Origin of the sequence: Leeuwenhoekiella palythoae, from assembly GCF_020310025.1 — a bacterium.
Taxonomy (GTDB): Bacteria; Bacteroidota; Bacteroidia; order Flavobacteriales; family Flavobacteriaceae; genus Leeuwenhoekiella; species Leeuwenhoekiella palythoae.
In genome coordinates, this window is the sequence record NZ_CP084318.1 from 3,899,345 (window position 1) to 3,912,357 (window position 13,013).

Consider the following 13,013-nt stretch of genomic DNA (forward strand, 5'->3'; position numbering starts at 1 on the left):
TATTTTGGGAAATAAATACGTGCTCATTCTTGTGATCTTTACGATCTGGATGGTATTTTTTGATACTAATTCGTGGTTTATTCACAAAGAACTTAATGACGAGATCGATAAACTTGAGGGTAACCGCGCCTATTTTAAACAAGAAATAAAATCAGATCGTGATCAGATCAATAAATTGAAAGACTCTGAAGAATTAGAGCGTTTTGCTCGTGAAGAATATTATATGAAAAAAGAAAACGAAGAGTTATTCATCATTGAGTATGAAGATAGCCTAAAAACTAAAGACGATGAGTAAACCCCTTTTTTCTGAATTTCCTCCGGTCTCAGCCAAAGCCTTTAAGCAAAAGATCCAGTACGATCTGGATGGAGCAGAATATAATGAAACTTTAGTCTGGAATGCTCCTGAAGGAATTTCGGTAAAACCCTTTTATCACCGGCAAGAAACACAAGTTTTACCTATTCCCGGGCAACCTGAAAACTGGTCTTGTGTTGAAGAAATTTTTATCCTTAAGCCTCAAACCGCTGCTGCTACTGCTAGCCGTGCTTTAACTAAAGGCGCAGAAGCAATTTATTTTAAAGCCGACAATACGTTTGATAGTGCCCAGCTCTTTGCGCATTTACCTCAGGAGTCGTTAGTACTCTATTTTAATTTTAGCTTTTTAGACGTTTCTTTTTGTGAAACCTTGATGGCGCAAGCTGCTGCAAAAGGATTTACCGTGTATCTTAATCAGGATATTCTTGGTAATCTTGCCCGTTCCGGAAACTGGTATACTACCCAAAAAGAAGATCATCAAGCTCTGGAAAAGCTTTTTTTAAACGGCAAAAACGATAACGTTATAGGTGTAGATGTAAGCCTCTATCACAATGCCGGAGCCACAGTTATTCAAGAGCTTGCTTACGCACTTTCACACTTAAATGAATACTTTAATCATTACGGTGAAACATTAAAAAATCAGAAAGTTACGTTTAAAGTTGCATTAAGCAGTAATTACTTTTTTGAGATTGCTAAACTACGTGCCCTACGCCTTCTTGTGGCAACCTTAGCACGGGAATACGGACTCCAAGAAAATTGTCATATTCTGGCTGTTCCCGGCAAACGCGATAAAACGCTCTTCGACTACAACACAAACTTACTGCGCACCACCACCGAAGTTATGAGTGGCATTCTAGGTGGCGCAAATGCTATTTGCAATATCGCTTATGATGCTGTTTATCATAAAACAAATGATTTTGGTCAGCGTATTGCTCGCAATCAACTTTTGATTCTTAAGAATGAAAGTCATTTTGACAATACCACCAATCCGGCTGATGGAACCTACTACATAGAAAATCTCACAAAACAATTTGCCGAAAAAGCTTTAGCTCTTTTTAAAGAGATCGAAGCCGGCGGCGGATTTGTAAACCAACTCATCGAAGGTAAAATTCAGAAGAAGATCAAAGAAGCAGCCGCTAAAGAGCAAAAGGCTTTTGATGATCAGCAAAAGATTTTAGTAGGCACAAATGCTTATGTCAACAGCATCGATAAAATGAACGATGAACTCGAACTTTATCCCTTTGTAAAGATCAATCCGCGTAAAACCCTACTCGAGCCCATTATTCCTAAACGACTTGCCGAACAGTTGGAACAAAAAAGATTAAAAGATGAGTAGAAAAAACCTTCAACATCTAAGCTTCAACGATACGTTCACGGCCGAATCTGTTAAGAATATACGCCCTGAACATAAAGCTCCGGAACACCTTGATTTCGCCGCTGGAATTCCACCATATTTGCGAGGACCTTACAGTACGATGTATGTGCGCAAACCCTGGACGATCAGACAATATGCGGGTTTTTCAACAGCAGAAGAAAGCAACGCATTTTACCGCCGCAATTTGAAGGCCGGTCAAAAAGGGCTTTCTGTAGCTTTTGATCTGGCAACACATCGTGGCTATGACAGCGATCACGAGCGCGTAGAAGGTGATGTGGGGAAAGCCGGTGTTGCCATCGATACCGTTGAAGACATGAAGTTGCTTTTTGATCAGATTCCGCTTGATAAAATGAGTGTTTCGATGACGATGAACGGTGCGGTGCTTCCTATTCTGGCTTTTTATATCGTGGCAGCTGAAGAACAGGACGTTTCTACGGAACATCTTCAGGGCACCATTCAGAATGATATTCTTAAGGAGTTTATGGTAAGAAATACGTACATCTACCCTCCTGCACCGTCAATGCGCATTATTTCTGATATCTTCAAGTACACTTCAGCAAATATGCCTAAGTTCAACAGCATCTCCATTTCTGGATATCATATGCAAGAAGCCGGTGCTACTCCTGAAATTGAATTGGCGTACACCCTGGCAGACGGACTGGAATACATTAGAACCGGAATTGACGCCGGTTTAAAAATCGATGATTTTGCTCCGCGCCTCTCCTTCTTTTGGGGAATAGGAATGCAGCATTTTGAGGAGATCGCAAAAATGCGGGCAGCGCGAATGCTTTGGGCGAAGATCGTAAAGCAATTCAACCCTAAAAATCCAAAATCCCTTTCATTAAGAACGCATTGCCAAACCAGTGGTTGGTCTTTAACCGAACAGGATCCGTTTAACAACGTGGCGCGAACCACCATTGAGGCAGCAGCAGCAGTTTTTGGCGGAACTCAAAGTTTACACACCAATGCTTTAGATGAAGCTATTGCTCTACCCACCGATTTTTCGGCGCGTATCGCACGAAATACGCAGCTTTATCTTCAAAAAGAGACAGCGATCACCAGAACAGTTGATCCTTGGGCGGGAAGCTATTATGTTGAAGAATTAACGGAAAAAATAGCACACAAAGCGTGGGATCTTATTCAAGAAGTTGAAGCCCTTGGCGGAATGACCAAAGCCATAGAAAAAGGGATTCCGAAGCTTCGAATAGAAGAAGCTGCTGCACGTAAACAAGCCCGAATTGATAGCGGAAAAGATGTGATCATAGGGGTCAATAAATTTGCCTTAGATCAAGAAGATGAACTCATAACTCTAGAAGTTGATAATGCGGCTGTAAAAGAAAACCAACTGCAACGTCTCGCAAGTGTTAAGAGTTCGAGAGATACAAAAGCGGTAACTCAAGCACTCCAAGCGCTAACCGATTGTGCAAAATCAGAACAAGGTAATTTATTAACTTTAGCTGTAGAGGCTGCCCGAAAACGCGCTACTTTGGGAGAAATCTCTGCTGCACTTGAAGCCGTTTTTGGGCGCTACAAGGCACAGATCAAATCATTTAGTGGAGTGTATAGCAAAGAGATTAAAAATGATGAAGCTTTTAAAAAAGCCCAACAGTTAGCTGATGAGTTTGCCGTTTTAGAAGGGCGTCGCCCGCGTATAATGATCGCAAAAATGGGACAGGACGGCCACGACCGCGGGGCTAAAGTCGTTGCCACAAGCTATGCTGACGTAGGTTTTGATGTAGATATCGCTCCGCTGTTTCAAACTCCTAAAGAAGTCGCCAAACAAGCCGTAGAAAACGATGTGCATATTTTAGGCGTTTCCTCATTAGCCGGCGGACATAAAACTCTCGTACCGCAAGTAATCAAAGAGTTACAGCAATTAAATCGCGAAGATATTATGGTAATTGTAGGAGGTGTGATTCCACGTAAAGACTATGAGTTTCTATTTCAATCAGGTGCAGTTGCTGTCTTCGGACCCGGATCAAAAATTAGTGAAGCGGCGATTTCAATCTTAGAAATTCTGCTAAAAACTTTTGAAGACTAACACGCTTAAATCATAAATGCTATGAATTTTAAAAATAAAATGCTGCGCGACGATGCGCTTCAAGGAAAAACGATTGTAGTAACCGGTGGCGGAAGTGGCTTAGGCAAGGCAATGACCAAATACTTTCTAGAATTGGGCGCTCAGGTTGCTATAACTTCACGAAATCTAGAAAAGCTGCAAACTACTGCTGAAGCCCTAGAATCAGAAACAGGCGGCACTTGTTTTCCGGTGCAATGCGATGTACGCGATTATGAGCAAGTCGTTGCGATGCGTGATGCGGTCTTAGACCGTTTTGGGAGTATTGATGTCCTTTTGAATAATGCCGCAGGGAACTTCATTTCTCCTACCGAAAGACTTTCGGCAAATGCTTTTGACGTGGTTATTGATATTGTTTTAAAAGGAAGTAAAAACTGCACGTTGGCTTTTGGAAAACATTGGATTGATAAAAAAGAAGAAAACAAAACCATATTGAATATCGTCACTACCTATGCCTGGACGGGCTCTGCTTATGTAGTGCCAAGCGCAACAGCAAAGGCCGGTGTTTTGGCGATGACGCGTTCGCTCGCTGTAGAATGGGCAAAATATGGCATTCGATCAAATGCGATCGCACCAGGCCCCTTCCCTACTAAAGGTGCTTGGGAGCGCTTACTTCCGGGAGATCTTGCAGAGAAATTTGATCTTTCAAAAAAAGTACCTCTGAGACGCGTGGGCGATCATCAAGAATTGGCTAATCTGGCAGCTTATCTGGCTTCTGATTTTTCGGCCTATATAAATGGTGAAGTCATCACTATTGATGGTGGTGAATGGTTAGAAGGTGCAGGGCAATTCAACCTACTACAAGATATTCCCGAAGAATTATGGGACCAATTGGAAGCTATGGTTAAAGCCAAGCGCAACAAGTCTTAAGAGTTTTCGTCCTTAATAAAAAAAGATAGACCAAACCAAAAATCGTCCAACTGCCACAAGGCATCTTGGTGGCTATTGAAGTGGTGATAAAATCAAAGGATTTTTATTCCTATTAAAGCGCATTTGCAGTAATTAAAAGAATGGCAAGGTTTTACCTTTTTGACCAATGTTTTCATGAGTTTTGTACAAAAACCAATTGAAACCTGTTAACAAAAAGCATTTTTATTGCGGGTTATAAATCGTATTTTCGCACAACAATACCTCAATATAATCTATGGGCAAAATAATAGCTATTGCTAATCAAAAAGGTGGTGTAGGTAAAACTACGACCTCTGTAAATCTCGCAGCCTCACTGGGCGTGCTTGAAAAAAAAGTACTCTTAATTGATGCAGATCCGCAAGCCAATGCTACCTCAGGATTGGGTATAGATGTTGAGACGATAGAAATGGGTACCTACCAGCTGCTGGAACATTCTAGTAAGGCTGAAGAAACCATTATGAAAACCGAATCTCCTAATCTAGATTTGATTCCAGCGCATATAGATTTGGTGGCAATCGAGATCGAATTGGTTGATATGGATCAACGAGAGTATATGTTAGCCCGCGCTATTAGACATCTTAAAGACACCTACGATTATATTTTAATCGACTGTGCGCCGTCTTTAGGGCTCTTAACGCTAAATGCACTTACTGCTTCAGATTCTGTGATCATTCCTATTCAGTGTGAATATTTTGCATTAGAAGGATTAGGTAAACTTTTAAACACAATTAAGAGTGTTCAAAAAATACACAATTCATCTTTAGATATTGAGGGGCTTTTACTAACCATGTTTGATTCACGTCTACGCCTTTCTAATCAAGTTGTTGAAGAGGTACAAAAGCATTTTGATGAGATGGTATTTGATACGATCATTCAACGAAATGTACGCCTGAGCGAAGCTCCTAGTTATGGGGAAAGCATTATTAATTATGATGCCGGCAGTAAAGGAGCAGCGAATTACTTAAGTTTAGCTCAGGAGATAATCACAAAAAATGATGCATAACTATGGCTAAGGCAGTTAAAAAACAAGCTTTGGGAAGAGGACTTTCGGCACTTTTGAAAGATCCGGAAAATGATATTAAAGCTGCCGGAGACAAAGGCGCTGATAAAGTTGTTGGTAATATTGTAGAGCTCGAACTCGCAAATATAGAAGTTAACCCGTTTCAGCCTAGAAGCAGTTTTAATGAAGATGCTTTAAAAGAGTTAGCAAGCTCTATTAGAGAACTTGGGGTTATTCAACCCATTACCGTACGTAAAATTGAGTTTGGTAAATATCAGCTGGTTTCTGGGGAACGCCGTTTTAGAGCTTCAAAATTAGTTGGTCTTGAGACCGTCCCTGCATACATACGTATCGCCAATGATCAAGAATCTCTTGAGATGGCACTTGTTGAAAATATTCAACGAGAAGATCTTGATCCTATTGAGATCGCACTTTCTTATGAGCGTTTAATTGAAGAAATCAACCTGACTCAAGAGCAAATGAGCGAGCGTGTAGGTAAAAACAGATCTACAATTGCTAACTATTTGCGTTTGTTGAAATTAGACCCGATCATCCAGACCGGTATGCGTGACGGTTTTCTTTCTATGGGTCACGGGCGTGCGTTGATCAATATCGAGAATACTTCAGACCAACTCGATATTTATGAAAAAATTATTCAGGATTCTTTATCGGTTAGAGCCACAGAAGCGCTTGTAAAGAATTATAAAGAAGGAAAAAAATCTGGTAAAGCTACTCCGGTAAAAACCAAAGTGCCTGAATTTATTCAGGAAGGAAAAAAAGAGTTTGCTTCTTATTTTGGGGCTAAAGTAGATATTAAAGTAGCTTCAAAAGGCAATGGAAAACTAATTATTCCGTTTTCTTCAGAAGAAGATTTCAAGCGATTAAAAAAATTAATATCTGGTGCCGAATAAACTTATAATTCTTGCCGCCCTACTGGTTTTCAGTTTCAGTTTCAGTCAGGAAACCCCTGAAGAAGAACCTCAGATCGAAGCTGAAGAAATAGACGCCGCGTTTCAAGAATACGACGCATTAAAACCGGCCAAGGCCGCTTTTTATGCTGCTGTTCTTCCCGGTTTGGGTCAAGCCTACAATAAAGATTACTGGAAGATCCCTATTGTTTATGGAGCTTTAGGTACAGGTGTAGGTATTGCAGTGTATAATCACGACCTTTTTCAGCAGTATCGAAGCGCGTATAAAGACCGTATTGCCGGTAGAATTGATGAATTTACAATCGTAGATGAAGACGGCAATACCACCGAATTGTTTACCGAAGATCAGCTGCTGCGCGCTCAGGATTTTTACCGCAGAAATAAAGAACTTGCGATTTTAATTTCCGCAGGTCTTTATGTATTGCAGATCTTAGAAGCCAATGTTGATGCTCATCTCTCTCAGTATGAGGTTGAAGATCGGCTGAGCTTCGCCCCTTTTATGGAACGCAACGAATTTGACTTCTCAAACACTTTTGGGATGCGTATAACTTATACTTTTTAGATTATGAAGATTGCCCTTCTTGGCTACGGCCGTATGGGAAAAACCATTGAAAAACTTGCACAAGAACGTGGTCACGAGATCGTAAAAACCATTGACGCCAATGATGATTATGATTTTAATGGTGCCGAAGTTGCCATTGATTTTAGTGTGCCAACGGCTGCCGTTGCTAACATTTCGGCGTGTCTGAATGCTAATGTTCCTGTGGTTTCCGGGACTACCGGCTGGCTTGATCACTATGATGAGATGGTCACACTTTGCAAGAAGAATAATGGTGGTTTTATTTACGCTTCAAATTTTAGCGTAGGCGTAAACATCTTTTTTGAACTTAATAAACAGCTTGCTAAAATGATGCAGGGTCTTAAAGACTACAATGTTTCGATGACCGAAGTGCACCATATTCACAAGTTGGATGCTCCTAGCGGAACCGCTATAACTCTTGCTGAAGGTATTTTAGAACACTCTGATAAAACAGATTGGGTTCTTGATGCTGAAGAAAATGATAAGATATCAATCAAAGCAGAGCGTGAAGGTGAAGTTCCTGGAACACACATCATCAATTACGGAAGCCAAGTAGATGAAATCACCATTGAACATAAAGCACATAACCGAAATGGATTCGCTTTAGGTGCAATCATCGCAGCAGAATGGCTTAAAGACAAAACCGGCGTGTACAGTATGAAAGATGTTTTGAATCTATCATAACCGTAACATCACACGTAAAACACAGACAGATACAACAAAACTCGTAGACCCATGACAATGATGCAATGGTTTTTATTTTTCCTGTTGGTTCAGGTAATCCACTTTTTAGGCACCTGGAAACTCTATAAAAAAGCAGGACGTCAAGCTTGGGAAGCAATCGTTCCTGTTTACAATGCGATCGTGTTAATGCAAATAATTGGTCGCCCTAAATGGTGGACCATTTTATTGTTTATACCCATTGTTAATCTCATTATGTTTCCTGTAATCTGGGTTGAAACAGCGCGTAGCTTTGATAAAAACTCAACAACCGATACGCTACTGGTGATCGTTACGCTAGGCTTTTACCTATATTATTTAAACTATGGGACGCCCGTAACCTATAAAACAGAGCGTTCTCTAGTTGCTAAAAGTGCATTTGGAGAATGGGTAAGCTCTATACTTTTTGCCGTAGTTGCTGCGACCATTGTGCACACTTATGTAATGCAACCTTTTACGATACCTACGGGATCTTTAGAACGTACTTTACTGATTGGGGATTTTCTTTTTGTAAGTAAATTTCATTACGGTGCGCGTACGCCAATGACCACTGTTAGCTTCCCGATGGTTCACGACACCATTCCGGGGTTGGGGATAAAATCGTATTTAGATAAGCCACATCTCCCCTATTTTAGACTTCCGGGATTTCAGGATATTGAGCGCAGTGATATTGTGGTGTTTAGTTGGCCGGTAGATACGGTGAATCGCTTTTATGGCTTAGATGACGGTAAGTATTATCACAAACCCATTGATAAAAAATCTAATTATGTAAAGCGCGCGGTAGGACTTCCGGGGGATAGTTTAAAAGTTGTAGACGGCAAGGTTTATGTTAATAATAATCCGTTAGAACTGCCGGGTCGGGCTCAACTGCAATACAGCTATCAAGGAACCGCAAAAGGCGGCGGATTCAACGCAAAAAATCTTTACGATCAATATAAGATCAGTAATCTGAAATTTTATAACTCAACCCAATTTTTTACACAAGCACTTACTGCTGAAAATGCCGAGCGCTTCCGCAATCATCCTAATGTTGCTTCTTTAGAAAAACTTATCGCCGGAACTGACCAAAAAGATCATTCAATCTTTCCTAAAGGAAATGCCAGCTTAGGAAATAGAGATCAGATCGCTTCGGTGTATATTCCAAAGAAAGGTACTACCACACCTATTTCTGTGGAAAACCTTCCGCTTTACAAACGTCTTATCGAAGTTTATGAAGGTGAAGAAATGGGAGAAGTACGTGAAATTTCAGTAGAAGGAAATCAAGTGCTGCTTAATGGAGACCCCCTTTCAGAATACACCTTTCAACAGGATTATTACTGGATGATGGGTGACAACCGTCACAATAGTGAAGACAGTAGATTCTGGGGTTTTGTGCCTGAAAATCATATTGTAGGTAAACCGGTATTCATCTGGTTTAGCTGGGATAGCAATGGTACCGGAATTATGGAAAAAATTCGTTGGGAACGTTTATTTACTACCGTAGGTGGTGATGGCAAGCCGGTTTCCTACTTTATTTACTTTATTATTGCACTGGTGGCTTATTTTGTGATCTCAAAAGTGATAAAGATCAGAAAAGCGAAGTCCTAATTTCTAAATAAAATCAAGCACAAAGCATCAAATCGTAAAGGTTTGATGCTTTTCTTTTTTGAACTCGTAAAAATTTTTATTTTAACAAAATTGCTTAGGTATTGCCTCCTCTGTTTTATAGCTTCCGCACTATGGAAACACAGGAAAAAAATACACAACGTTCAGTAAAAAATAACGATACGGTTCAAGTACACTATACCGGAAAATTAACCAATGGTCAGATTTTTGACAGTTCGGTAGATAAGCAACCGCTTGAGTTTCAATTGGGTCAAGGTCAGATCATTCCAGGTTTTGAAAAAGGCCTAATTGATATGACAGTAAGCGAAAAGAAAACGATCACGATTCCTGAGGCTGAAGCTTATGGTGAAGTTCGTAAAGATCTTTTTCAAGAAGTACCAAAGGCAGACCTTCCGCAGGAAATTGATCCTCAAGTAGGGATGGGATTAGTTGCTAAAAATCCTGACGGTACTGAGCGTCAATTACGTGTTGCCGAAGTACGCAACGAAAGTATCGTGATCGACGCAAATCACCCACTTGCAGGACAAGACTTGATCTTTGAGCTTGAGGTTGTAGATATTAAATAAACTACCTCAGGGCAACCAAGTCCGAGAAATATTAGTTGAATACAAGCATTAAATTTGAGGTGAGCCTCCGGAAACTTTTCCTTAATCGGCTCCCGTAAGTAATAATATTAAAAGTCCGTAAACAGTACTGTTTACGGACTTTTTTAGTGATTTACATCTTTTTGTAATTTTCGTTTTAACAGAATTATAGCATTCTCAAAAAAATAAATTTAGAGCGCCTCTGTTATTAAAGTCTAACTAAATTTATGAAAAATGAGAACAATGAATACTGTTGCACTAGTAGGTGCGACTATACTTACTGTATCGTGCGTTTCTAAAAAGAAATACACAGAATTAGAAACTAAATACGATAATACACGAGTTTCACTTACTAAAACTCAAGTTGAAAAAGAAGAACTTGAAGCTAAATACAGCGCTATAGAAAACCGTGTTGCTGACTACAACAGCAAAATTAATTCACTTAGAGATGATAATTATCAAAAGCTTGATCTGGTAGAGAATCTAGCTGTTATGTCTGAAAGCACAAAAGACAAAATGCGCCAGACCTTAAGAAATGTAGATCAAAACGAACTTTCTCAGGCTAAAAGTTTGGAAGATTCTATGAACTTGGCTATTTCCTATAACCTTAAAAAGAATTTAGACAATTCGGTAGGAGAAGATGAAGATATTCAAGTTGATATTGACGAAACTGTAGTAATGATCAATGTTTCTGACAAGCTTCTTTTTAACAGCGGAAGTTATCGCGTGAGCAACAAAGCAGACGGTTTGTTACAACGTTTAGCTGATGTTATCAATTCTGAGCCGGCAATTGAGGTGATGGTAGAAGGCCACACCGATGATCAAACGGTAAAACCTGGAGCTTATATCAAAGATAACTGGGAACTTTCTGTAGAGCGTTCTACAGCAATCATCAGAGAGCTACAAGATAAATATGATGTAGATCCATCCAAACTTATTGCAGCCGGTCGTAGTAGCTATTTACCACTAGTAGATAACGCAACTAAAGAAGATCGCGCAAAAAACAGACGTACACGCATTGTCATTCTGCCAAACTTAGATAAGTTTTTATCTATGGTAAGCAGCACGGACTAAGCCTTAAAATCTAATTACTTGTATAAAACCGCCTTAGGGCGGTTTTTTTTAGAAGTAAAACGTATTAATTAGTTAAACGTTTTCGGAAACCTCGTATTTTTTCTACTTTAAAAAGAAAAATTTAATCTATGCGTGTTGAAGACTCCCCTTTAATTGATTTTATACGTGAAGAACATCGCTTTAGTTTTGGTACTTTTTACTTTTTTGACAACTTCATTATTTCAGAAATAAATGAAGGTGAACTTTTTGACTGGAACAAAGCTTCGGAAGTAATACGTGTAGGTCAACAGTTTTATGGTACTGGTGGTCAAATCAATTATATCTCAAACCGAATACATGATTATGCCATCAAACCTCAAGATTGGCTAAGATTCTTAAATGAGCGTCAACTCTTTAAAATATTTGCAGTAGTCACCTATCGAAAAACAGCTATATACAATCTGGTTATTGAACGTTTTTTCTACAAAGGCGATATTTTTTCTTTTGATAGTTTATTGGAAGCCGTTAACTTTATACGAGAGCAAAACGCTCTTGAACCCGCTAACGACTTTGATAAACTAACACAGCTGTACAATGATAATTCTTTATGAACTTGCCCTTATTTGTGCAGGAATATTACTTGCTATTAATACCTTAGATAAATGGGACGGTAGTACGCAACTTTTTGCTAAAATCGCCGATGCTCTAAAACCATTTGCAGCTGTTATTGGCGGCATAGCTTTGATTTTAGGGATTTGGTTCTTGTTCAGGCCTTTCTGTACTTTTAGAGATATCGTAGCGGTATTGGCCGGGTTAGCACTTCTAGGAGGCACTTTTGAAAATCACCCTTCACTTCAAAACTTCTTCAATAAAGCCGCCGGTGTATTAAATCCGTATCGGGTAATTATTGGTCTTATTGCTTTGATTTTAGGGCTACTTGGGCTTTTTAATATTGCCTTTATCTGCTAGTTATTCTAACCCATCACATCCGTTCCATACCAATAATTATTTTTAGGTAGCTTCAGCAATTATAATTTGCACCATCACTATAAAAAAAGTCCGACTTGCGCCGGACTTCTTACTTATTCAACAGGTTATGATCTCAGATCTTATAAATCTTGATTAGTTGGTCTGATCAAAATTTCATTGACACTACTATGTTCTGGCTGCGTCAATGCGTAATAAATAGAATCTGCAATATCACTCGCTTGTAACGGAGTTAAATCTTCAAATTGAGACATCATATCTTTTACATCGTCGTCTGTGATCGTATTGGTCAGTTCTGTCGCTACAAAACCAGGCTCAATAGAAGTTACCTTAGTGTTATACTTCGGTCCCATTTCTAATCTAATACCTTCACTTAACGCCCTTACTGCATATTTGGTAGCACAGTACACTGCTCCTGCCGGCATAATCTTTCTACCTGCAACAGATGAAATATTGATAATGTGACCCGCTTTTGTCTCTTTCATATCAGGAACTACACTAGCAACTCCGTTAAGCACTCCCTTAATATTAACATCTACCATTTTATCCCATTCATCAGTTTTTAGATTCTCAACAAAGGATAAAGGCATCAGTCCGGCGTTATTTACCAAGACATCCACTTTTCCAAAAGTCTTATGGGTTTGCTCTACTATGCTTTTCCAATCTTTTTTACTGGTAACGTCTCCAGTGATCGCAAGTGCATTTCCACCATCTTTTTCAATTGCTTCTTTCAATTCATTCAAACGCTCGGTACGTCTCGCTGTGATTACAACATTAGCGCCGGCTGCAGCTAATTTTTTGGCCGTAGCTTCACCTATTCCACTAGAAGCTCCCGTTACTATAATATTTTTGTTCTTTAAACTCATAATAATTTTTGTTTT

14 protein-coding genes are annotated in these 13,013 nt (G+C 39.5%); 13 read left to right on the top strand and 1 reads right to left on the bottom strand.

Features of this window, described 5'->3' with window-relative positions; genetic code table 11:
* Positions 1-4: 4 nt before the first annotated feature.
* The 13 genes from LDL79_RS16730 to LDL79_RS16790 all read left to right on the top strand — a co-directional run bounded on the left by LDL79_RS16730 (position 5) and on the right by LDL79_RS16790 (position 12,114).
* Positions 5-295 carry an FtsB family cell division protein gene (locus LDL79_RS16730; RefSeq protein WP_072982858.1) on the top strand — a complete coding sequence of 97 codons (291 nt, stop codon included), beginning with the start codon at positions 5-7 and terminating at the stop codon, positions 293-295.
* On the top strand, positions 288-1,649 hold the full coding sequence (locus tag LDL79_RS16735) for a methylmalonyl-CoA mutase subunit beta (RefSeq protein ID WP_225598576.1): 1,362 nt from the start codon (positions 288-290) through the stop codon (positions 1,647-1,649). Before LDL79_RS16730 ends, LDL79_RS16735 begins: the two co-directional genes overlap by 8 nt.
* Complete coding sequence (scpA, locus tag LDL79_RS16740) at positions 1,642-3,729, top strand: methylmalonyl-CoA mutase (protein WP_225598577.1); 2,088 nt, start codon at positions 1,642-1,644, stop codon at positions 3,727-3,729. The genes LDL79_RS16735 and scpA overlap by 8 nt, the downstream gene beginning before the upstream one ends.
* A gap of 21 nt (positions 3,730-3,750) precedes the next feature.
* Entirely contained in the window at positions 3,751-4,635 is an 885-nt protein-coding gene (locus LDL79_RS16745) for an SDR family oxidoreductase (protein ID WP_225598578.1), read from the top strand.
* Between the two features lie 274 nt (positions 4,636-4,909).
* Complete coding sequence (locus LDL79_RS16750; protein ID WP_072982271.1) at positions 4,910-5,677, top strand: ParA family protein; 768 nt, start codon at positions 4,910-4,912, stop codon at positions 5,675-5,677.
* Positions 5,678-5,679: 2 nt separating this feature from the next.
* Complete coding sequence (locus LDL79_RS16755; protein ID WP_167596949.1) at positions 5,680-6,585, top strand: ParB/RepB/Spo0J family partition protein; 906 nt, start codon at positions 5,680-5,682, stop codon at positions 6,583-6,585.
* Positions 6,575-7,165, top strand: coding sequence for a DUF5683 domain-containing protein (locus tag LDL79_RS16760; protein WP_225598579.1), 591 nt, complete (start codon positions 6,575-6,577; stop codon positions 7,163-7,165). Before LDL79_RS16755 ends, LDL79_RS16760 begins: the two co-directional genes overlap by 11 nt.
* A 3-nt stretch (positions 7,166-7,168) precedes the next feature.
* Positions 7,169-7,867, top strand: coding sequence for a 4-hydroxy-tetrahydrodipicolinate reductase (dapB, locus tag LDL79_RS16765; RefSeq protein WP_225598580.1), 699 nt, complete (start codon positions 7,169-7,171; stop codon positions 7,865-7,867).
* Positions 7,868-7,918: 51 nt separating this feature from the next.
* On the top strand, positions 7,919-9,490 hold the full coding sequence (gene lepB, locus LDL79_RS16770; protein WP_225598581.1) for a signal peptidase I: 1,572 nt from the start codon (positions 7,919-7,921) through the stop codon (positions 9,488-9,490).
* A gap of 131 nt (positions 9,491-9,621) precedes the next feature.
* Positions 9,622-10,074, top strand: coding sequence for an FKBP-type peptidyl-prolyl cis-trans isomerase (locus LDL79_RS16775; RefSeq protein ID WP_072982281.1), 453 nt, complete (start codon positions 9,622-9,624; stop codon positions 10,072-10,074).
* 252 nt (positions 10,075-10,326) lie between these two features.
* Complete coding sequence (locus LDL79_RS16780; protein ID WP_072982283.1) at positions 10,327-11,166, top strand: OmpA/MotB family protein; 840 nt, start codon at positions 10,327-10,329, stop codon at positions 11,164-11,166.
* Between the two features lie 128 nt (positions 11,167-11,294).
* Positions 11,295-11,756 (top strand): hypothetical protein, encoded by a 462-nt coding sequence (locus tag LDL79_RS16785; RefSeq protein WP_167596945.1) that lies wholly within the window; start codon positions 11,295-11,297, stop codon positions 11,754-11,756.
* The gene (locus LDL79_RS16790; protein ID WP_225598582.1) at positions 11,740-12,114 is read left to right on the top strand and encodes a DUF308 domain-containing protein; all 375 of its coding nucleotides are present in this window, start codon (positions 11,740-11,742) and stop codon (positions 12,112-12,114) included. Before LDL79_RS16785 ends, LDL79_RS16790 begins: the two co-directional genes overlap by 17 nt.
* A 140-nt stretch (positions 12,115-12,254) precedes the next feature.
* Here the strand turns inward: LDL79_RS16790 and LDL79_RS16795 are convergent, their stop codons facing one another.
* Entirely contained in the window at positions 12,255-12,998 is a 744-nt protein-coding gene (locus tag LDL79_RS16795; RefSeq protein WP_225598583.1) for an SDR family oxidoreductase, read from the bottom strand.
* Positions 12,999-13,013: the final 15 nt, after the last annotated feature.